This is a genomic window from Oscillospiraceae bacterium, from assembly GCA_025758045.1.
Classification (GTDB): domain Bacteria; phylum Bacillota; class Clostridia; order Oscillospirales; family Ruminococcaceae; genus Gemmiger.
Window position 1 is genome coordinate 887,148 of record CP107208.1, and the last position, 21,037, is coordinate 908,184.

At 61.7% G+C, this 21,037-nt stretch carries 16 protein-coding genes and 1 pseudogene; 7 read left to right on the top strand and 10 right to left on the bottom strand.

Features of this window, described 5'->3' with window-relative positions; translation table 11 throughout:
- The first annotated feature begins 36 nt into the window (after positions 1 to 36).
- The 7 genes and pseudogenes from OGM81_04270 to OGM81_04300 all read left to right on the top strand — a co-directional run bounded on the left by OGM81_04270 (position 37) and on the right by OGM81_04300 (position 8,997).
- A complete protein-coding gene (locus OGM81_04270) occupies positions 37 to 1,164 on the top strand; it encodes an exonuclease SbcCD subunit D (GenBank protein ID UYJ44357.1) in 1,128 nt (375 codons plus the stop codon).
- Complete coding sequence (locus tag OGM81_04275) at positions 1,161 to 3,656, top strand: SMC family ATPase (protein ID UYJ44358.1); 2,496 nt, start codon at positions 1,161 to 1,163, stop codon at positions 3,654 to 3,656. The genes OGM81_04270 and OGM81_04275 overlap by 4 nt, the downstream gene beginning before the upstream one ends.
- Before the next feature lies 1 nt (position 3,657).
- Positions 3,658 to 5,079 (top strand): aminotransferase class I/II-fold pyridoxal phosphate-dependent enzyme, encoded by a 1,422-nt coding sequence (locus tag OGM81_04280; GenBank protein UYJ44359.1) that lies wholly within the window; start codon positions 3,658 to 3,660, stop codon positions 5,077 to 5,079.
- A 133-nt stretch (positions 5,080 to 5,212) separates the two neighbouring features.
- Entirely contained in the window at positions 5,213 to 5,359 is a 147-nt protein-coding gene (gene scfA, locus OGM81_04285; GenBank protein UYJ44360.1) for a six-cysteine ranthipeptide SCIFF, read from the top strand.
- 241 nt (positions 5,360 to 5,600) lie between these two features.
- Positions 5,601 to 7,061: a thioether cross-link-forming SCIFF peptide maturase gene (scfB, locus tag OGM81_04290; protein UYJ44361.1), complete on the top strand. Its 1,461-nt coding sequence runs from the start codon at positions 5,601 to 5,603 to the stop codon at positions 7,059 to 7,061.
- Between the two features lie 315 nt (positions 7,062 to 7,376).
- Positions 7,377 to 7,655, top strand: a pseudogene (locus tag OGM81_04295) (aspartate aminotransferase).
- 4 nt (positions 7,656 to 7,659) lie between these two features.
- Entirely contained in the window at positions 7,660 to 8,997 is a 1,338-nt protein-coding gene (locus OGM81_04300) for a sodium-dependent transporter (GenBank protein UYJ44362.1), read from the top strand.
- Positions 8,998 to 9,524: 527 nt separating this feature from the next.
- On the opposite strand, the gene galE is transcribed toward OGM81_04300, so the two are convergent.
- The 10 genes from galE to OGM81_04350 all read right to left on the bottom strand — a co-directional run bounded on the left by galE (position 9,525) and on the right by OGM81_04350 (position 21,036).
- Complete coding sequence (galE, locus tag OGM81_04305) at positions 9,525 to 10,550, bottom strand: UDP-glucose 4-epimerase GalE (protein ID UYJ44363.1); 1,026 nt, start codon at positions 10,548 to 10,550, stop codon at positions 9,525 to 9,527.
- 238 nt (positions 10,551 to 10,788) lie between these two features.
- Positions 10,789 to 11,721 (bottom strand): helix-turn-helix transcriptional regulator, encoded by a 933-nt coding sequence (locus OGM81_04310; GenBank protein ID UYJ44364.1) that lies wholly within the window; start codon positions 11,719 to 11,721, stop codon positions 10,789 to 10,791.
- A gap of 22 nt (positions 11,722 to 11,743) precedes the next feature.
- Positions 11,744 to 12,805 carry a hypothetical protein gene (locus OGM81_04315; GenBank protein ID UYJ44365.1) on the bottom strand — a complete coding sequence of 354 codons (1,062 nt, stop codon included), beginning with the start codon at positions 12,803 to 12,805 and terminating at the stop codon, positions 11,744 to 11,746.
- Positions 12,805 to 15,114, bottom strand: coding sequence for an ATP-dependent Clp protease ATP-binding subunit (locus tag OGM81_04320; GenBank protein UYJ44366.1), 2,310 nt, complete (start codon positions 15,112 to 15,114; stop codon positions 12,805 to 12,807). Before OGM81_04320 ends, OGM81_04315 begins: the two co-directional genes overlap by 1 nt.
- 124 nt (positions 15,115 to 15,238) lie before the next feature.
- Complete coding sequence (locus OGM81_04325; GenBank protein ID UYJ44367.1) at positions 15,239 to 15,901, bottom strand: CvpA family protein; 663 nt, start codon at positions 15,899 to 15,901, stop codon at positions 15,239 to 15,241.
- A 23-nt stretch (positions 15,902 to 15,924) separates the two neighbouring features.
- Positions 15,925 to 17,286, bottom strand: a complete 1,362-nt coding sequence (locus tag OGM81_04330; protein ID UYJ44368.1) for a DUF5711 family protein — start codon at positions 17,284 to 17,286, stop codon at positions 15,925 to 15,927.
- 263 nt (positions 17,287 to 17,549) lie between these two features.
- A complete protein-coding gene (gene truA, locus OGM81_04335; protein UYJ44369.1) occupies positions 17,550 to 18,308 on the bottom strand; it encodes a tRNA pseudouridine(38-40) synthase TruA in 759 nt (252 codons plus the stop codon).
- Between the two features lie 113 nt (positions 18,309 to 18,421).
- Positions 18,422 to 19,240 (bottom strand): energy-coupling factor transporter transmembrane protein EcfT, encoded by an 819-nt coding sequence (locus OGM81_04340; GenBank protein UYJ44370.1) that lies wholly within the window; start codon positions 19,238 to 19,240, stop codon positions 18,422 to 18,424.
- On the bottom strand, positions 19,241 to 20,116 hold the full coding sequence (locus OGM81_04345; protein ID UYJ44371.1) for an energy-coupling factor transporter ATPase: 876 nt from the start codon (positions 20,114 to 20,116) through the stop codon (positions 19,241 to 19,243).
- A gap of 77 nt (positions 20,117 to 20,193) precedes the next feature.
- Entirely contained in the window at positions 20,194 to 21,036 is an 843-nt protein-coding gene (locus OGM81_04350) for an energy-coupling factor transporter ATPase (GenBank protein ID UYJ44372.1), read from the bottom strand.
- Position 21,037: the final 1 nt, after the last annotated feature.

The following is a 21,037-nucleotide window of genomic DNA, read 5'->3' on the forward strand; positions in this document are numbered from 1 at the left end:
TTCAAATTTTGCACCTACTACCTTGGAGACTTACCCATGAAATTTCTGCATCTGGCCGATCTGCACCTGGGCAAACGGGTCAACGGGTTCGACCTTCTGGAAGATCAGCGCTACATCCTGGAACAAATTTTAGCGCTGTGTGACAGCAATAAGGTGGACGCCGTGGTGCTGGCGGGCGATATTTACGACGCCCCCGTGCCCCCCGCCGCCGCCTGCACCCTGCTGGACTGGTTCCTGACCCAGCTGGCCGCCCGGCGCATCGCCGTGCTGACCGTGTCCGGCAACCATGACAGCGCCGAGCGGCTGGACTACGCCGCCGGGCTGCTGGCCAACCAGAACGTATACATCGCCGGGCAGTTCCGGGGCGCACCGCGGCAAATCGTCCTCAACGACCGCTTCGGCCCCGTGGAGTTCACGCTGCTGCCCTTCGTGCGCGCCGCCACCGTGCGCCATTACATGCCCGAGGCCGACCTGCCCGATTACGACAGCGCCGTCGCCGCCGCCCTGTCCGCCTGTGCGCCCAGCGCCGAGCGCCGCGTGCTGGTGGCCCATCAGATGGTAGTGGCCGGGCTTTGCCCGCCCCAGCTTTCCGGCAGCGAGACCGCGCCCCTCACCGTGGGAACCGTGGATTCCGTCGATGCTGCGCACTTTGCCGGGTTCAGCTATACCGCGCTGGGCCACATCCACCGCGCCCAGCGGGTGGGCAGTGACACCGTGCGCTACGCCGGTGCGCCGCTGTGCTACCATCTGGACGAGTGCGGCATGGAGAAATCCGCCACGCTGGTCCGCCTGGGCCGCCGGGGCGTGGACGGCATCGACACGCTGCCCCTGCACCCCCGCCGCGCCATGCGGCATATCGTCGGCCCGCTGGCCAAACTGGTGGAGCATCCCGCCGACACCGGCGATTACATCTGGGCCACCCTGACCGACCCCACGCCCCAGCCCGACGCCATGGCCATGCTGCGCGCCGCCTACCCCAACGCCATGCGGCTGGACTACCGCCCCCAGGGGGCCGAGATTTTGCCCGCCGACACTGCGCAATCGGTGCGGGGCAAGCCCTTTGCCTCGCTGTTTGAGGACTTTTTCACCCAGATGAACGGCCGCCCGCTGACCGTGGAGGAAGCCCGTGCCGTGAAAGCCCTGCGAGAGGAGGCCTCCAAATGAAACCCCTGCACCTGACCCTGAACGCCTTTGGCCCCTACGCCGGGCGCACCGACCTGGACCTGTCGGTCTTTGGCGGCAGCGGCCTGTTTCTGATCGGCGGCGACACCGGCGCGGGCAAGACCGCCCTGTTTGACGCAATCACCTTTGCCCTGTACGGCGAGACCACCGGCGAGAACCGCAAAACCACGATGCTGCGCAGTGATTTTGCCGCGCCCGAAGCCGAAACCTACGTGGAGCTGACCTTTACCCACCGGGGCCGCAGCTACACCGTGCGCCGCTGGCCGGACCAGCAGCGGGCCGCCAAGCGTGGCAGCGGCTTTGTGAAAAGCCCCGCCAAGGCGGAACTCATCCGTGAGCCGGACGAGCCGGTGAGCGGTGCCTCCGCCGTGACCGCCGCCATCACCAAGCTGCTGGGCATTGACGCCAGGCAGTTTGCCCAGGTGTCCATGCTGGCGCAGAACGACTTTACCAGGCTGCTCAATGCGCCATCCGCCGACCGCGCCGCCATTCTGCGCCAGATTTTTGACACTGCCGACCACCAGCGTTTAGGCCAGGCCGCCGTGCAGCATGCCCGCGAAGCCGAGGATGCCTGCCGCCGTCTGGATGACACCCTGCTTATGCAGATCGGCAGCCTGATGGGCAGCGGCGCCGACGAGGACACCGCCAGCCAGCTGGAAAAATTGCAGGCCGACCGCGACCCCTACGCCGCCGGTGCGGCCGCCGATCTGGGCAAGAGCCTGCTGGAATTTGACGAGGCCAACGAGAAGCGCCAGCAGAACATCGTGAACGACCTGGACGAGAAGATTGCCCGGGGCGACGCCGGTGTAAAAATTGCCGAGGAACGCGCTGCCCGCCGCCAGAAGCTGGCCGGGCTGATCGAAGAAGAAAAGCGCGCCGCCGAGGTGGAGCGCCAGATCAACGCCATGCTGGCCGAGCTGCAGACCCGCAGCGACGCACTGAAAAAGACCATCGCCGACACCGAGGCCACCCGCGCCGCCCTGGGCCAGAGCGACGCCGAGCAGCTGAAGATCGAGCACCGTATCGAGCTGGCCGAGGGTCTGACCGCCACCTGCGCCACCCTGCTGCAGGATCTGGACAAAGCCAAAGCTGCCAAGGCCGACGCCGAAGAAAAACAGCATGCCTACGCCGAAGCCCAGGCTGCTTTGGATGAGTTGGAGACCGCCCACATCGCCATGCAGCGCCAGCTGAACGCCAACCGCGCGGGTCTGCTGGCCCAAGAGCTGGTGGACGGCCAGCCCTGCCCGGTGTGCGGTGCAGTGCATCACCCGCACCCCGCCGCCCTGCCCCAGGACCACGTAACCGAAAAAGCGCTGGAGGACCACGAAAAGACCCTGACCGCCCAGCGCCGCAAAACCGCCGACGCCAGCCGCGCCGCCGGTGACGCTGCCGCCCATGCGGCGGAGTTGCGGGCCACCCTGCTGCGGGAGGCCGATGCCTTTTTTGCCCGCCGGGGTGCCCGATATGAGGGCAAGCCCGCCGCCGAGCTGACCCCCGACGAACTGTGGGACACCCTGCTGGCCCAGCAGAAGAGCCTGGCCGACGGCCTGGCCGGATTGCAGGCCGACCACAAAAAGTTCAAGCAGCAGGCCGACAAGGCCCGCGCCCTGGCGGACCAGCTGGACAACCTGAACCGCCAGCTGGCGGGCCTGGAAAAGCAGGCCTTTGCCGCCACCCGCAAGAGCGCCAACGCCAAGGCGGGCCACGCCGCTGCCGCCGCCCGCGTGCAGCAGATGCAGGAGACGATGCCCAAGCGGGAGGACCCCGACACCCTGCCCAAGCTGCAGGCCGCACTCTCCCGCCTGCGGGCGGACCGTGCCACCGCCATGGCTGCCCGGGACGCCGCCGTGCACCGCCTGCACACCAACCGCGCCGCGCTGGCCGGGCTGGACAAGACGATGCGCCAGAGCGCTGCCGCCCGGGACAAGCGCGCCATGTGGGACAACCTTTCCAAAACCATCAACGGCAATCTGGCCGGCAAGGTCAAGCTGCCCTTCGAACAGTACGTACAAGCGTTCTATTTTGACGGTGTTGTCGAGGCCGCCAACCTGCGCTTTACCCGCATGACCGACGGCCAGTACCGCCTGCTGCGCCGCAAAAGCGAGGCCGTGGGCGGCAAGACCGCCCTGGACCTGGACGTGTTCGACGCTTACACGGGCAAGACCCGCCCCGTGGGCAGCCTGTCCGGCGGCGAAAGCTTTATGGCCGCCCTCTGCCTGGCGCTGGGCATCAGCGATACCATCCAGCAGAACGCGGGCGGCGTGACCATTGAAACGCTTTTTATCGACGAGGGCTTCGGCTCGCTGGACGCCGACGCGCTGGAGAAAGCCGTGGATACGCTGGCCGGGCTGGCGGGCGGCGACAAGCTGATCGGTGTCATCTCCCATGTGGAAGCCTTACAGGACCGCCTGACCCGCCAGGTGCGCGTGACCAAGACCCGCGCCGGCAGCAAGGCCGAGATCGTGGTGGAGTGAGATGGCAGATTCGATTTTACAGCACCAGCTGGAAAAGCTGGCGGCGGACCGCTACCCCCTGCACATGCCGGGGCATAAGCGCCACCTGGCCCCCGCCCCCGGCCTGAGCTGCTATGCCTGGGACATAACCGAGATCGACGGGGCCGACGACCTGCACGAGGCCGACGGCATTTTAGCCGACGCCATGGCCCGCACAGCCGCGCTGTACGGTGCCCGCCGGTGCTGGTATCTGGTGGGCGGCAGCACCGTGGGCCTGCTGGCGGGCATCCGCACGCTGGCTCCCTTCGGCAGCGAGGTCATCGCGGCCCGCAACTGCCACAAGGCCGTGTACCATGCCATCGAGCTGGGGCGCCTGACTGCCCACTATCTGCCCCCGCCGGTGGATACCGCCTTTGGCGTGTACGGCAGTGTGCCGCCCGCCGCGGTGGAAGCGGCGCTGACCGCCCATCCGCAGGCAAAATGCGTAATTTTGACCAGCCCGACTTACGAGGGCGTTTTGAGCGATATTGCGTCCATTGCCGCCATTTGCCATGCTCACAATGTGCCGCTTTTGGTGGACGAAGCCCACGGGGCACACTACCTGCCCTTTGCCGCCCGGTACGGCTGGCAGGGCGGCGCGGTAGCCGCCGGAGCAGATTTGGTGGTGCAGAGCGCCCACAAAACCCTGCCCAGTCTGACCCAGACGGCCTTTTTGCAGCTGAACGGCGGCCTGGCCGACCCCGACGAGGTGGAGCGGCAGCTGGATGTGTTTGAGACAAGCTCCCCCAGCTACCCGCTGCTGGTCAGCCTGGACGGCTGCACCGACTGGCTGGCCGCCGACGGCCCCGCCGCCTTTGCCCGCTGGCGGGACCGGCTGGAGCGGTTTTCTGCCGCCGTGGCCGATCTGCACAATATAAAAGTCATGTGCTTTGGGCAGGATGCGCTGGCTGACCACCCGGATTTTTTTGCCCATGACAGCGGCAAAATTTTGCTGCAGATCGGGGCCGAGGGCGCGGCGTTTTTGCGGGCCAGCGGCTTTGAGCCGGAGATGGTCTGCGGCCCGAACGTGCTGGCCATGACCAGCCCCTGCGACAACACCCACGCGCTGGACCGCCTGGCCGAGGTGCTGCACCACTGGGATGATTCTCCATCCCGGATCGCCCCTGCGCCCCCCGCGCACCTGCTGCCCGCCCCGGGAAACACCGCGTGTACAATTGCCGAAGCCCTGCTGCGGCCTGCGCGGCAAATTCCAATGACGATCGCTGATGCCTGCGGGGAGACGGCGGCGGAGTATATCTGGGCCTACCCCCCGGGTGTGCCGCTGGTAGCCCCGGGCGAGACGATTACCCCGGAGTTTTTGGCGTCCTGCCGCGAGTTGGAGGCTGCCGGGACGAGGTTACACCACAGCAGATGCAAAGATGCAACGTGCATTGCTGTTTTGTAGGGGTCGATGCGAGCATTCGCCCCTACAATGCTACTGTAACTACTGTAACCATCCACCATTTTACCCTTGACAATCCATCCATTCCCGTGTACAATAAATATAATTCTAAAATGTATAAAGGGGTGACTGTTTTATGAAGCACATCCAGACTCTCGAGACCCGCGACATGGCTAAGAGCCTGCTGAACGGCGGCTGCGGCGAATGCCAGACTTCCTGCCAGAGCGCTTGCAAGACCAGCTGCGGCATTGCCAACCAGCCTTGCGAGAAGACCGACAAGTAATTGTATTGCTGGCTTTGATGCCGGGGTGCCAGATATGGCAGCCCGGCATTTTCTATGTACAGCGCGGCCGAAAAACGATGCACGGTGCAGGCATTTTATAGTACCCCTTTTCCCGTACTTCCCCCTCACCTCCCCCATCCCTTATTCTCGACCGCTTTTCTATACACTCTCGCTATTCGATTAAAAAATCTTTTGGTTACTTTTCTTATAAGAAAAGTAACATAACTTAAAGGAGCAGACAATGATTCATCAGTATAAACTCAGCGGCTACAACATTGTTTTGGACGTGTACAGCGGCAGCGTGCATGCCGTAGACGATGTTGCCTACGATGCCATCGCCCTGATCGACCAGGGGTTGACCCGCGAAGCCGCCACCGCCCAGCTGGAGCAGAAATACCGTGACCGCGCTGATGTCACCCCCGCCGACATCAGCGATTGCTTTGACGACATTGAGGAGCTGACCGCTGCCGGGCAGCTGTTTGCCCCCGACGCCTATGCCGACCATGCGTTCGACTTCAAGAACCGCTCCAACGTCGTCAAGGCGCTGTGCCTGCATGTGGCCCACACTTGCAACCTGAACTGCAGTTATTGCTTCGCCGCCCAGGGCAAGTTCCACGGTGAGGCCGGCCTGATGAGCTTTGAGACCGGCAAACGTGCGCTGGATTTCCTGATCGAGCACAGCGGCACCCGCCGCAACCTGGAAGTCGACTTCTTCGGCGGCGAACCGCTGATGAACTTTGAGGTGTGCAAGCAGCTGGTCGCCTATGCCCGCAGCATCGAGAAAGAGCACAACAAAAACTTCCGCTTTACCATGACCACCAACGGCATCGGCATCACCGATGAGGTCATCGACTGGTGCAACAAGGAATGTCACAACGTGGTGCTGTCTCTGGACGGCCGCAAGGAAGTCAACGACCGGTTCCGCGTGGACCTGGCCGGCAACGGCAGCTACGACCGCATCGTGCCCAAGTTCCAAAAACTGGTCAAGGCACGCGGCGGCCAGGGCTACTATATGCGCGGCACCTTTACGCATCACAACGTTGATTTTACCAAGGACCTGTTCCACATGGCCGACGACCTCGGCTTTACCGAGCTGTCCATGGAGCCGGTCGTAGCCGCGCCGGATTCCCCCGAGGCCCTGACCGAGGAGGATCTGCCCAAGCTGTTTGACCAGTACGAGCTGCTGGCCAACGACATGCTGCGCCGCCAGAAGGCCGGCAAGCCCATCACGTTCTACCATTATATCCTGGACCTGAAGCACGGCCCCTGCATCTACAAGCGCATCTCCGGCTGCGGTTCCGGCACCGAGTACATGGCCGTGACCCCCTGGGGCGACCTGTACCCCTGCCACCAGTTCGTGGGCGACCCCAACTACAAACTGGGCAACGTGTGGGACGGCGTGACCAACACCGCACTGCGGGATGAGTTCAAGCTATGCAACGTGTATGCCCGCCCGGATTGCAAGGATTGCTGGGCCCGCCTGTACTGCGCAGGCGGCTGCGCGGCCAACGCCCTGCACGCCACCGGCGACATCCACGGCACCTATGAGTACGGATGCAAGGTGTTCCGCAAGCGCATGGAGTGCGCCCTGATGATGCAGGTCGCCCAGCGCCTGGACCCCGAACTTGCCAAGAACGCCGTGAAATTTGAGAGCGACTGCGACGGCTGCGGTGAGGGAAATGACGGGGCCTGCGAGAAGTAATGTCGCTTTCTTGAAAGAAAGCGACGCAAAGAACTTTAAATAAAATCACACATACGTGTGATTTTGGAAAAAGCATTTATATATCCTGCCTTTAATGGCTACCCTTGAGGGGAGCCTTTCGGTATAGAACACCTCTACAAGTATATTTTCAACAATCTAACCGATTCTTGAGGTATCACTATGAAATACGATTTTACCACTGTGTACGACCGCCGCGGGATGGATGCGCTGGCGGTGGATGCCCTGGGCCAGCCGGGCGGCTTTGCGCCGGGCAAGCCTAAGGACGGCTTTTCCGTCATCCCCATGTGGGTCGCGGACATGAACTTTGCCTGCGACTTCATCACCCGGCATTTTCCGGGTGTGCAGGTTGCCAAACCTGAGGGCACCTACATGCTGTTTTTGGACTGCACCGACTGGTGCGCTGCCCATGACAAAACGCTGGAGGACGTGCTACACGCCGGCTGGGATGTGGGCGTGGCCTGGCAGGACGGCCGGATGTTCCACCACCCCTGCGCCATCCGCATGAATCTGGCCCTGATCCGCGCCCTGGTGGAGGAAGCTTTCAACCGCCTGAGCGCCTACGTATTTGTGTGAGACTATGGAAAATCGTGAACGTCTTGGCAGCCGCTTAGGCTTTATCATGCTGTCGGCCGGGTGTGCCATCGGCTGCGGCAATGTATGGAAGTTCCCCTGGATGTGCGGGCGCAACGGCGGCGGCAGCTTTATGCTGCTGTACATCCTCTGCCTGCTGGTGCTGGGCCTGCCCGTTATGGTGATGGAGTTTTCCGTGGGCCGCGCCGCCCAGGCTAGCCCCATCTATATGTACCAGCGGCTGGAAAAGCCCGGCCACAAGTGGGGCGTGTTCGGCGTGTTCAGCCTCATCGGCAACATTGCGTTGATGGCCTTTTACACGGTGGTCACGGGGTGGATCTTCTACTATTTTGTAAAATTTCTCACCGGCAGCAACGCCGATTTTGGCTTTGCCCAAATGATCGCAGACCCAAAGGTCAACGTAACCTATCTTTTTATCACAGTGCTGGTGGCATTTTTGATTTTAAGCTGCAACCTGCAGGGCGGGCTGGAGCAGGTGACCAAGGGCATGATGATCGCCCTGCTGGTGCTGATGCTGGTGCTGGCAGTCCACAGCCTGACCTTTGCCGGTGCGGCCGAAGGGCTGCGCTTTTACCTGGTGCCGGACTTTTCTGCTATCGACGGCTCGGTGGTGGTAGCCGCCATGAACCAGGCGTTTTTCTCGCTGTCCGTCGGCATGGGCGGCATGGCCATCTTCGGCAGTTACATCGGCAAAGACCACAGCCTGGTGGGCGAATCGCTGCATGTCATCTTTCTGGACACCTTTGTAGCAGTGCTGGCAGGCATCATCATCTTCCCGGCCTGCTTCACCTACGATCTGGAAGTCACTGCCGGGCCAAGCCTGCTGTTTGACACGATGGCCAGTGTTTTTACCCACATACCGGGCGGGCGCTGGTGGGGCGCACTGTTCTTTCTGTTTATGGTATTTGCGGCGCTTTCTACCGTGCTGGGCGTCTGCGAGAATATTTTAGCCATGATCCGGGAGCTGACCGGCTGGTCCCGCCCCAAGGGCTGCGCCGTCTGCGGCGTGGGTATTTTTGCCCTGGCGCTGACGACGGCCCTGGGCTACAGCGTACTGCACTTCCAGCCTTTCGCCCCCGGCACCGCCTGGCTGGACTTTTGGGATTTTGTTGTATCCAACAATGTGCTGCCGCTGGGCAGCCTGGTACTGGCATTGTTCTGCTGCAACCGTTTTGGTTGGGGATGGGACAATTTTGTTGCCGAAGCCAACACCGGCAAGGGCCTGAAAGTGCGCCCCTGGATGAAGCCCATCTTCCGCTATTTTGTACCTGCGGCGATCCTGTTCATCTATCTGTATGGGATGTTCACCTTTACCTGGCGGTAAAAACAGGGCAAATTGGCGCCGAATTTGCGGGGTCAAAATTGTGGCTCACTGCACCCGCGCAGAACACAATTCAGCACATTTTGAAATTTAAATCGCATTTTTCAGTTACTGTATAACAAATTAAGCTATAACAAAATTCAAAAACAGCGAACCTGCGCGTTTTATGTTCCTTCTGTTGTTGAGAGAACACATTTAGCACAGTTTTCGCTGTTTTTTGTTTTTTATGGGCATATCACCCACTAGATGTGGTAGTTATGGCACAAAAAAGTAAGGCTGAACAAAAGCATATAAACAAAAAGGACGCGCCTTTTTACGGGCGCGTCCTTGCGTGTTTTTTAAGGCAATACCGCACAATTCTAAGTGCCGATACGGCGAGCGAGGTGCGGCAGATGCTAAGCCAAAAGCGCAGATAATACTTTGTGTATTATCGAGCATTTTGGCAACGCAGATGCCGTGCCGCAGTCGCCGAAGCGGTGCTTAAGCCGTAAGGCGGGAATTGTGCGGTGTTGCCTTAAGTGCTGCCTGGGTTATTTGGCGGTCTTGTAGCCGTCGGGGTTGTGGCTCTGCCAGTTCCAGCTGTGGGCGCACATCTCCTCGATGCCGTACTGGGCCTCCCAGCCCAGCTCACGCTTGGCCTTGCTGGGATCACACCAGCACTCGGCAATGTCGCCGGGGCGGCGCGGGTCGATGACGTAGGGGAGTTCCTTGCCGCAGGCCTTGCTGAAGGCATGGATGACGTCCAGCACGCTGTAGCCGTGACCGGTGCCCAGGTTGCAGATGAACAGGCCGGGCTTTTCCTCCAGCTTCTTGATGGCAGCCACATGGCCGCGGGCCAGGTCGACAACGTGAATGTAGTCACGCACGCCGGTGCCGTCCGGGGTGGGATAATCGTTGCCAAAGACGTGGACCTTCTCCAGCTTGCCGACCGCCACCTTGGCAATGTAGGGCACCAGGTTGTTGGGGATGCCGTTGGGGTCCTCGCCGATGAGGCCCGACGGATGGGCGCCGATGGGGTTAAAGTAACGCAGCAGCGCAACATTCAGTTCAGGGTCAGCCTTGCAGCAGTCGGTCAGGATGCGCTCGGTAAAGACCTTAGTGGTGCCGTAGGGGTTGGTGGTGCCGCCCACGGGGAAATCCTCGCGGATGGGCACGCTGGCGGGGTCGCCGTAGACGGTAGCGGAGGAGGAGAAGATGATGTTATGGCAGTTGTGGCGGCGCATAACATCCAGAATATTCAGCGTGCAGGCCAGGTTGTTGGAATAGTACTCGATGGGCTTGGAGACGCTCTCGCCCACTGCCTTGTAAGCGGCAAACTGGATGACGCAGTCGATGTCCTCGTTCTCGGCGAAGATCTTTTCGACGGCGGCCTTGTCGGTCATGTCGGCCTCGACAAAGCGGAAGTCCTTGCCGGCGATCTTTTTCACGCGGGCCAGGGCCTCGGGGCAGGAGTTGTAGTAGTTATCGGCCACGACGATATCATACCCGGCGGCCAGAAGTTCCACGCAGGTGTGGCTGCCGATGTAACCGGCGCCACCGCTTACCAAAATTGCCATAACGATCGTCTCCTTATCACTTATGTTAGTGGGCAGTTCCGCATAATCGCAGCACCGCTCCGGCGGCTGCGGCGCACCATCTGCGGCGCAAAAATGCTCGGTAATACACAAAGTATTACCTGCGCTTTTTGCTTAGCAGCTGGCACGCCTCGCTCGCCGTATCGGCACTCCGAATTATGCGTCGCTGCCCATCTTGTTGCTTTTATGCGGGGCATGTTCCCCGCTTGTTACCCCTATTTTACTTTTTTGGCGGTGTTTCTGCAATAGAGGTTTTCGATTCGTCTTTGTCTTTTTGTTGCCTGTTTAGGCGGCGGGCCGGCAAACCCTGCTGCAGGCGGCGGTAGGCGCTGGGGGTGTTGCCGGTGGCCTCCTTGAATTTTTGGCTGAAGTAGGCCCCGCTGCGGTAGCCCATGCGCTCGGCCACCTCGCCGGGGGTATCGCCCCGGGCCAGCAGCTGAGCGGCGTAGTCCAGCCGCATGGCGGAGAATTCCTCCATAGCCGTATGCCGCAGCCGGGTGCGGAAGGCCGCCTGCAATTGCGGCCTGGTGCAGCCGATGGCCTCGCACACCTCGTCCACCCGCAGCTCCCGCTCCAGGTTTTTGGCAAAGTAGGTGCGGGCAGCGTCCACCAGGGCGGTCTGGCGGCGCTCCCGCCGCAGGCGCACGCCGGGCTTGCGGGCACGCTTGTACCGCCGGGCCAGCAAGATCAGCAGGTTTTCCAAATGGATGGCCAGCTGCTGCTGGGCTCCGTAGGGCTGTTCCTCTTTGGGGACCGTGGCCTGGCCCAGGGTGTCGGGTGGCTCAAAATATTCCGTTACAGCGTCCATCAACCAGTTTAAATCATGCTGTTCCTGGGGTTCGGCATGGAAAACGGCACCGCGAAAGCGGTCCATCCCGGCCTGGGTACACAAAAAATCCAGGCGCAGCACATCGGGCGGCACCTCGCCCACCGGGCGCATGCCAAAGGTCTCTGCCGGCTGGTGGAACAAAAGCCCGCCGGCCCGCAGCAGCACACGGCGGTCGTCGCAGCGTTCCTCAATGGTGCCGCTGCGCACGTAGACCAGCTGCCAGGCGTCGGTCCGGGCGGCGGGGATCACATCCTCGGGGCGGCGTTCTGCCGCCCAACCGGCGGTCACGCCGTCCACCCGCAGCGGAAAATCCTCGTTCGGCAAGGTATGCGCCCCCTTTCGCTGCTTACACCGCCACGGCGCCGGGCCATGCCTGGGCGCTGTCGGGTTCATCCCCGACTTCGCCCCCACCGTCAGCATCATTCCCGGTATCGGGTGTGCTGCCGCTGTCGGCCGGGTAGCGGAACACTCCCGGCGTTATGTTGGCCAACTTGGGGAACTGCTCCAGTTCGGGGCAGGTGTCGGTCAGGCCCAGGCAGTAGGCGGTCAGCGGGCTGATGGCCTTATGCACGCTGTCAAAGCTGCTGGTGCCGTCGTCATTGTAGGTGCTGTTCATGATCTCGTCGGGGTAAGTCTCCTCGACGTAGGCAATAAGCGCATCGTCCACAAAGTCATCGCTGCTGCCCTCGTACAGGTCCGGCGCGCCGAATAAATGCAAAATTTCGTGGGCATAGGTCGCCGGGGATTCGCTCTCGCCCTCCCCCGCATAGACATCGTACCGGTAGAGGCAGCTGTACTCGTGGTAAAAATTGCTGCCGTCGTCGGCGTAGTGGACCATCGTAAAGGACGCCCCGCTGACCGGCAGGAAATAGAGAAACGCCACCCGGTCGGTGCCGTAGGTCTTTTGCAGCGCGGCGGTGTCCAACGTGGCGCTGACGGCGTCCAGCTCGGTCAGCAGCGCGTCGCTCTCCTCGGAGCTCCGCCCGCCGCGGATGGCCGATTTGGGCGTGTAGGTGCGGCACAGCGGGCTGTTGACGGTGCCGTCGTCATAGTACAATTGCAACGTCCGGCCGTAGGTTTCGGCCTGTTCGTTCAGCCATTGCACGGCGGTGGCCAGGTATTGGCGTGTCTCGGCCTTGGCATCCTCGGTCCAGACACGACCGCCGGCGGCATCGTTTAAGTAAACGCTGACCAGCACGGTCGGCTCAGTCAGCAGCCCGGCGCTGCCGTACACCATCTGGCGGCGGCTCAAGCCGGAATCCGGCTGGGGCATGGCCGTGGGGGCCGGGGTCGGCGCGGGCATCTGCTGGGTCTGGGGGATGTTGGTCGTGATCTGCCACCGCACATAGGGCACACAGCCCGTCAGCAGCAGCACGGCCAGCAGCAGTGCAGCAAGTTTTGTACGCATCACAGCTCCAGTACGGGCTTGCCGTCCTTAGCCGTCAGCGTGACGGCGGCGAGCTGGCTGCCCAGGCGGCCGTCCACCAGTGCCTCGGAGATGGGGTCCTCCACTGCCTTGCGGATGGTGCGGCGCAGCTCGCGGGCGCCATAGCGGGTGGTGCTCTCGGCCACGATGGCGGCCAGCGCCTCAGGCGTGGTGTTCAGCGTGATGCTATGGGTGGCCAGGCCGGGCTTGTATTCATCCAGCATCAGCTGGGCGATGCGCTCCAGGTCGGACCCGGACAGCGGGCGGAAGGTGATGACCTCGTCCACGCGGCCCAGGAACTCGGGGCGCAGGAACTCCTGCAAAGCCTTCATGCACTTGTCGGCGCTGGCGGTCTCAGTGCGCTTGCCAAAGCCGGTAGCACCGCTCTGATCGGTGGAGCCAGCGTTGGAGGTCATGCAGATGACGGTGTTGGAGAAATCTACCACGCGGCCCTGGGCGTCGTTGATCTTGCCCTCGTCCAAAATCTGCAGCAGGATATTCATGACGTCAGGATGTGCTTTTTCAATTTCATCAAACAGCACAACGCTGTAGGGGTGGCGGCGGACCTTCTCGGTCAGCTGGCCAGCCTCATCGTATCCCACATAGCCCGGGGGCGAACCGATGAGGCGGGACACCGCGTACTTCTCCATATACTCGCTCATGTCGATGGAGATGAGCGGGTCGACGGTATCGAACAGCTGGTTGGCCAGCTGCTTGACCAGCTCGGTCTTGCCGACACCGGTAGGGCCGACGAAGATGAAGCTGGCGGGGCGGTGGCGACCGGACAGATCAGCCCGGGCGCGCTTGATGGCGCCGGCCACGGCGTGTACGGCCTGATCCTGGCCGATGATATGCTCTTTCAGGGCTTCTTCCAGGCCCTGCAGGCGGCCGTACTCGGTCTCTTTAATTTTGACGGCGGGGATACCGGTCCACAGCTCGATGACCTGGGCCACATCGTCCATCGTGACCTCAATTTCGGCCACCTTCAGCTGCAAGGCGGGCAGTTTTTGGCGCTGCTGGGCCAGCTCCGTCTTAACCGAAGCCAGGGCCTCGTAGTCGATGGCGGCATCCTGGCCGTTCTCCGGCTCGGGGTTCTCCAGCTCATGTTCGCGGCTTTCCAGCTCGGCTACACTGCGCTGGGTCTCCACCAACTCGGTAATTTCGGGGTGGCGCAGGTTGCAGCAGGCGCAGGCCTCGTCCAGCAGGTCGATGGCCTTATCAGGCAGGAAGCGGTCGGTGATGTACCGCTCCGACAGTTTGACCACGTTGGTGACCACGGGGTCCGGCACGCGGACGCAGTGGTGCTTCTCGTAGTAGATGCGGATGCCTTTCAGCACCTCGATGGTATCGGAGATGGAAGGCTCCTCGACTTTAACGGGTTGGAAACGGCGCTCCAGCGCAGTATCTTTCTCGATATACTTGCGGTACTCGGCAAAAGTGGTCGCACCGATGACCTGCACCTGCCCGCGGGAGAGGGCGGGCTTCATGATGTTGGCAGCGTTCATGGCGCCGTCAGAATCGCCCGCGCCCACGATGGAATGAATTTCATCGATGAACAGGATGATGTTGCCGGCGGCCTTGACCTCGCTGATAAGGCCCTTGACCCGCTGCTCGAACTGACCACGGAACTGGGTGCCCGCAATGAGGGCGGTCATATCCAGCAGGAAGATCTCCTTGTCCCGCAGGCGGGCGGGCACCTGGCCCTCGGCAATGCGCTGGGCGATGCCCTCGGCGATGGCAGTCTTGCCGACACCGGCCTCACCGATCAGGCAGGGGTTGTTCTTCTGGCGGCGGCACAAGATCTGGATGGTGCGGTAAATTTCGCGGTCGCGGCCGATGATGCGGTCCACCTTGCCGTCCCGGGCCTTCTGGGTCAGGTTCTCACAGTAGGTATCCAGGAACTTGCGCTTGGGGGCTTTGTCCTTTTTACCGTTTTTGCCTTTGGTCTTGTCGTCGCCGCTCTGGCGGGCTGCACCAAAGCCAAACGGGAACACCGGCGAACCACCGGGCACAAAATCGTCCTGACTGTCGCCCTCCTCGGGGGCGTCCTCACCTGCTGCGGTGGGCAGCATACCGGACTCGGCAGCCTCCTGCAGGAAGCTGCTCATGCGTTCTTCCATGTTCTCCAGATCCTGATCGGACATGCCGAACTGTTTCATCAGATCATCCACGGGTTGGATGTGCATCTCGCGGGCGCAGGTCAGGCAGTAGCCCTCCTGCACCGGCTTGCCGTTGTCCATCCGCTGGATGAACACCACGGCCGTGCGTTTTTTGCAGCGTACACAAACCATAATTTCTTCACCTCTATAGAAAACGCCCGGTATAGGCGCATAGTCTTGCAAATATTATGAAACGAAATGGGCTGTTTTGCAAGTTTTCGGGCGGAATGTTCAGAATTTATTCATTACATGCCCATCAAACAAAGGGGTTGATGCTGCCGAAAATGCCGTAGCCCACGCTTTGGCTGAGTATGTAGCCGTTCAGCCAGGAGAGCTTGCCCCCGGTAACGCCCACCAAAAACCACAGCGCCAGCGCCAGCAGCCAGCAATCCACCGCGCCGTTGGCCAGGCCCAGCACCAGACCCAGCAGGCGGTTGACGCTGCCCAGCAGCGGCACGCCGTTGAACCAGCGCAGCGCGCCCACCAGCAGGCGGAACACCCACCGCACCAGTACGCAGAGCACCACAAACAGCAGCACCTGCACAAAGGGCAGGATCAACGGCTGCAAAGCCTCGGCGATCTTGGCAGGCACGTCGCTGCCCGCATCGTTCAGCAGGTTCAGCAGGCTTTGCTGCATGGATTCCGGCAAAAAGCTGATGCCCTGCAAAGCCTCGGCAATGTTGCCGTTGGATTCACGCAGGGCCAGCTCTACCCGGTTGGCCACCGAAGCGCTTAAAAACTTTTCGTAGATCTGCGGGGCGGCGGTCTGGCTGGCCCAGACGGCGATGCCGACGCCAAACACAGCACCGATCAGCTCAGCCAAACTGGCCAGGAAGCCCTTATGCCAGCTGCACACAGCCACCACGGCAAACACGATGAGAAAGAGAAGGTCATAAACCAGAGAAATATTTTGCTGCATAGGAGATTTCGGGTCCTTTCGTATCAGGAATCATTTGTGTTATTGGCGTTATCCGGCGGGGTCAGCACCTCGGCGCGGCTGCCGGTAAACACCAGCAGTTCCGAGGCTTTGAGCACCTGGATGGGCCGGGCGGAGAAGTTATCCTGCACCCAGTTCTGCACGCCGTCAAAGCCGTAGCACTCGACAGCGTTGGGACACAGCAGGTAGACCGACGTGTCCGTGGCCTTGATGCCGTAGGCCTGGCGGGCGGGGATCTCGGCCAGAGGGGTCAGGTCGTTGTCCAGCGTGACCAGGCTGTTGCCGCCGCGGATGTTTAGCAGCAGGGCGGTCTGGCGCTGGCCGGGCGCAGCACTTTGCAGCGTAGCACCGCCGAAATCATAGCGAGCGGTCTCGGTGGCCGTGCGGGGGTCCAGCACCGCGATGTAGGTATCGAACACCGCCACCACCCGGCTCTCGCTTTGCCAATCCAGCGAGAGGAGCATGCTGCCCTGGCTGGCGGTGTAGGCCGGACCTTCGGAGTTGGAGGAGGTGCTCATAAAATACACCTTGCACCCCAGCTGGCCCTGCCGCGCCGCCAGCGTACCGGCGGCGAACTGGCGGTTATCCGGCGAGAAAGCTACGGCAATGGGGGTCCCCTCGTTCTGGGTCATCTCCCAGCTGTAGGTCTGGCGGAAAGAGGGGTCAAAAATTTGCAGCTGCGCGGCATACCGGCCCGACTCAGTGACAACGGCCAGCGTGTTATTGTTGGACATGGCACAGAGCAGGATGCTGTTATCAAAGGTTTTGGTGTACAGCGCCTTGGTGCGGCTGGAGACCTGCAGGTCGCTGCCCGCGCGGTTGTACACCACAAAGTGGGTGCCGCCCACGGCCATAACGGGCCGGGCATATCCGGGCTGAAAGCTGCGTACCTTAGCCCCGTAGGCCGAGTAGACGACCACGTCTTCGCTGTCCAGCTCCACAAAGCCGCCCGCCAGTTCGGCAATTTGGATCGGCTCACTGATGCCGGTATTGACCGGCCAGCCGCCGTCGCTGCGGTTGAAGTAGAGGGACAGGCTGTCCGCCGCATCGCCCAGCAGAGCGATGGACGCCGACATGGCACCGGTAAACACAAAGACGGCCGCTGCAATGCACAGGATCAGCACCGCCAGAACGGTATAGTGGCGGCGCTGACGCTGCTGGATCAGCGGCGTGAAGGACTTCACGTTGTCGGGTTGTTTTTCCGGCGTTGGGGGCGGGGTGGTACCGCGGCTGCGGCGCATCGGCTGGGGGGTGCGCAGGCCGATGTCCCCGCTGGTACCGGGGATGGGATAGGTGGAGGTATGCCCCCGCTCCCGCGCCAGCATCCGCTGGCGGCGCGCCTGGCGTTCCTTATCCGCTTTGCTCATGAGTGGGGGTCACCTTCTTTCGCTTATGGCAACACCGCACAATTCCCGCCTAACGGCTTAAGCACCGCTCCAGCGGATCTCCGCGCCAAGAGCCGCCGCAAGCGGCGGTTGCGCTCCGAAGCGCCTCGCTGCGGCTCGGTGTGCGGCACGGCATCTGCGTTGCCAAAATGCTCGATAATACACAAAGTATTATCTGCGCTTTTGGCTTAGCATCTGCCGCACCTCGCTCGCCGTATCGGCACTTAGAATTATGCGGTATTGCCTTATGATTTGGTCAGTTCCGGGTACGCCACATCCTCCAAAAACAGGCCTTTGGCGGGCAGGGTCTGCCCAGCCCGGCGGCGGTCGCGGCTGGCCAGCAGGGCGGGGATACTCTCCGGCGTGCGCTTGTGCAGGCCTGCTTCCACCAGTGTCCCGGCCAGAATACGCACCATGTTATACAGGTACCCATCCGCCGTGACGGTGATGGTCACCCTGTCCCCTGCCCGCTCCACAGTGCAGCGGGTAATGGTCCGCACTGTGTCACCATGGGCGGCCACGCTGGAGCCTGACGCACACAGCGCCAAAAAGTCGTGCGTGCCGACGAACCGTTCCGCCGCCGCCTGCATGGCGGCTACGTCCAGTTCCGGGCCGATCCGGCAGCAGGTATCAAAGGTAAAGGGGTCATCCACCCGGGCATTTAAAATATAGTAGCGGTAGGTCTTGGCGTGGGCGGCGTAGCGGGCGTGGAAGTTCTCGGCCACGGGCCAAATTTCCAGTGCGCGGATGTCCGGCGGCAGGTGGGCGTTGAACGCCTGCACCATCTTTTCCGCCGGGACCTTGCCAGTATAGCAGAAACTAAGCGCGAAACGCCGCGCATGAACGCCGGCATCGGTGCGGGAGCAGCCCTTTACATCGGGGCGGCAGCCCAGCACCCGCTGCATGGCGTCCTGCACAGCGGCGCAGACGGTCGGCGCATTGGGCTGCACCTGAAACCCGCCGTAATTCGTGCCTTTATAGGCGATCCATAAAAGGTAGGTCATACATTTACAAAACACATAGTAGGGGCAGGCATTGCTCGCCCGCAAAGTTTTTGACCGGATGAACGGCCACGGGCGAACCATGTCCGCCCCTACAGGGACTCTTCAAAAAATTATTACGCCAACCCCGGCACAAAGAAGCGGGTGGCGCAGATCACCAGCAGCGCTGCCGTGATGATAACGGCGCAGCGGGTATCCTCGGCCGTGAACTTCAGCTGCTTTAACCGGGTGCGGCCCTCGCCGCCGTGGTAGCAGCGGCACTCCATGGCCATGGCCAGCTCGTCCGCGCGGCGGAAGGCCGAGATGAACAGCGGGATCAGCACCGGCACCAGCGCCTTGATGCGCTGGGTGAAAGTGCCATTGTCGATCATGGCACCGCGGGCTTTCTGGGCGTTCATGATCTTCTCGGTCTCTTCGATCAAAGTCGGGATGAACCGCAGCGCAATGGTCATCATCATGGCCAGCTCATGCACCGGGAAATGAATTTTCGCCAGCGGGCGCAGCAGATTCTCAATCGCGTCCGTCAGCACGATGGGGCTGGTGGTGTAGGTCAAAAGGCTCGTACCTGCGATCAATGCGCAGACGCGCACCGTCAGCAGGATGGCATAGCGGATGCCCTCCCCGTAAATTTTCAACACCCAAATGTGGACAAGCGGTTCGCCCTCGCCGGTGACAAAAAACAGGTTGAGCACCGCCGTGAAAAGCACGATGGGCACAATAGGCTTTAGGCTCTTTAAAATCAGCTTGCCGGGGATTTTGGCCACCTTGTACAGCGCCGCCAGCAGGGCAATAGACAGCGCCAGGCCCAGGGGGTTAGGCGCCACAAACAGCACCACGATGTAGGCGATGGTGGCCACCAGCTTTAAGCGCGGGTCGCAGCGGTGCAGCACCGAGTTGCCCGGGAAATGCTGGCCGATGGTAATATCACGCAGCATTTACTGCACCCCCTTTGCCTGCCTGGCCGCCAGCGCCTTCTGGATGGTCTTGACAGCGTAGGGCATCGTGTAAACATCGGTGGGGATGTCCAGCCCCATCTGGCGCAGCTTGAGGAAGATCTGCGTGACCTGCGGCACCGAAAGCCCCAGCTCCAGCAGCTCCTGCGCGTGGCCGAACACTTTTTCCACCGTGTCGTACATGGCCAGCTTGGCGTGGCTCATTACCAGCACGCGGTTGGCGTACTTGGCGATATCCTCCATCGAGTGGCTGACCAGCAGTACCGTGATGCCGGTCTTTCCGTGGTAGTCGCGGATCTGGCTTAAAATCGTGTCGCGGCCCTCGGGGTCCAGACCGGCGGCGGGTTCATCCAGCACCAGCACGCGGGGGTGCATGGCCATAACGCCCGCAATCGCCACGCGGCGCTTCTGCCCGCCGGAAAGTTCAAACGGGCTTTTCTGCAGCAGCTCGTCCGACAGGCCGACGAAAGCAGCGGCCTCCTTCACGCGGCGGTCGATCTCGGCTTCGTCCAGCCCCATGTTGCGCGGGCCGTAGGCGATGTCCTTGGCGCAGGTCTCCTCAAACAGCTGGTACTCCGGGTACTGCATGACCAGGCCCACCTGGAAGCGGAACGCCCGCAGGTCGGCCCCCTGCTCCCACATATCCTTGCCGTCGATGAGGATACGGCCGGAGGTGGGGCGGTTCAGGCCATTGAAATGGCTGATGAGAGTGGATTTACCGCTGCCGGTGGAGCCGATGATGCCGACAAAGTCACCCTCCTCCACGCTGAACGATACGTCATCCAGCGCGGTGGTTTCGTCCGGCATGCCGGGATTGTAGACGTATTTCAGATGTTCTACATGAATGATCTCTGACACTGTTTATTCCTTTCCCGCAGAATACCGCCCGCGATGGGTGCCGTTTCTGCCTATGATGGGATTTTTCCTTGCGCAGCTTACTGCAGCAGCTTATACAGTTCCTCGGCGCAGCGGTCGGGGGTGATGACATTTTCCGGCATTGGAATACCGATTTTTACCAACTCGTCCCGCAGTTCTGCCGCCTGGGGCACATCCAGGTGGTAGCTGTGCAGCCGTTGGGTCTGGCTGAACACCTGCTCTGGCGTGCCTTCCATCACGATACGGCCCCGGCTCATGACCAGCACGCGGTTGGCCTGGGCGGCTTCCTCCATATAATGGGTGATGGAGACGATGGAGATGCCGGCTTCCCGCAGCTGATGAATGGTGCGCATGACCTGGCTGCGGCCGTGGGGGTCCAGCATGGCGGTGGCTTCGTCCAGCACCAGGCAGTCCGGCCGCATGGCGATCACGCCTGCAATGGCAACGCGCTGCTTCTGGCCGCCGGAAAGCTTGTAGGGGGCCGCCTCACGCTTTTCATAGATGCCTGCCAGTTTCATGGCTTCATCGATGCGGGTGCGGATCTCCTCGGCCGGAACGCCCAGGTTCTCCGGCGCAAAGGCCACATCTTCTTCCACAATGGTCGCCACGATCTGGTTGTCCGGGTTCTGGAACACCATGCCCACCTTCTGGCGGATGTCATAGAGGTGGTCCTCGCCCCGGGTATCCATGTTTTCCACCAGCACAGTGCCGGTCTCCGGCAGCAGGATGGCGTTGAAATGCTTGGCCAGTGTGCTTTTTCCGCAGCCGTTGGCACCCAGCACGGCTACAAACTCACCGCGGCGGACGTTCAGGCTCACGCCGTCCACAGCGTAGGTGGGTTGTTCGGGGTCATAGCGGAACTTGACGTCCTGTACGCGGATCATCGGTTCTTCCTTTGGCATA

Coding starts and splice junctions, on each gene's coding strand:
- OGM81_04325 (UYJ44367.1), bottom strand. CDS start 15,901: ATGCAGCAAAATATTTCTCTGGTTTATGACCTTCTCTTTCTCATCGTG.
- OGM81_04340 (UYJ44370.1), bottom strand. CDS start 19,240: ATGCTGCGTGATATTACCATCGGCCAGCATTTCCCGGGCAACTCGGTG.
- OGM81_04275 (UYJ44358.1), top strand. CDS start 1,161: ATGAAACCCCTGCACCTGACCCTGAACGCCTTTGGCCCCTACGCCGGG.
- scfA (UYJ44360.1), top strand. CDS start 5,213: ATGAAGCACATCCAGACTCTCGAGACCCGCGACATGGCTAAGAGCCTG.
- truA (UYJ44369.1), bottom strand. CDS start 18,308: ATGACCTACCTTTTATGGATCGCCTATAAAGGCACGAATTACGGCGGG.
- OGM81_04270 (UYJ44357.1), top strand. CDS start 37: ATGAAATTTCTGCATCTGGCCGATCTGCACCTGGGCAAACGGGTCAAC.
- OGM81_04300 (UYJ44362.1), top strand. CDS start 7,660: ATGGAAAATCGTGAACGTCTTGGCAGCCGCTTAGGCTTTATCATGCTG.
- OGM81_04350 (UYJ44372.1), bottom strand. CDS start 21,036: ATGCCAAAGGAAGAACCGATGATCCGCGTACAGGACGTCAAGTTCCGC.
- galE (UYJ44363.1), bottom strand. CDS start 10,550: ATGGCAATTTTGGTAAGCGGTGGCGCCGGTTACATCGGCAGCCACACC.
- OGM81_04280 (UYJ44359.1), top strand. CDS start 3,658: ATGGCAGATTCGATTTTACAGCACCAGCTGGAAAAGCTGGCGGCGGAC.
- OGM81_04330 (UYJ44368.1), bottom strand. CDS start 17,286: ATGAGCAAAGCGGATAAGGAACGCCAGGCGCGCCGCCAGCGGATGCTG.
- scfB (UYJ44361.1), top strand. CDS start 5,601: ATGATTCATCAGTATAAACTCAGCGGCTACAACATTGTTTTGGACGTG.
- OGM81_04320 (UYJ44366.1), bottom strand. CDS start 15,114: ATGGTTTGTGTACGCTGCAAAAAACGCACGGCCGTGGTGTTCATCCAG.
- OGM81_04315 (UYJ44365.1), bottom strand. CDS start 12,805: ATGCGTACAAAACTTGCTGCACTGCTGCTGGCCGTGCTGCTGCTGACG.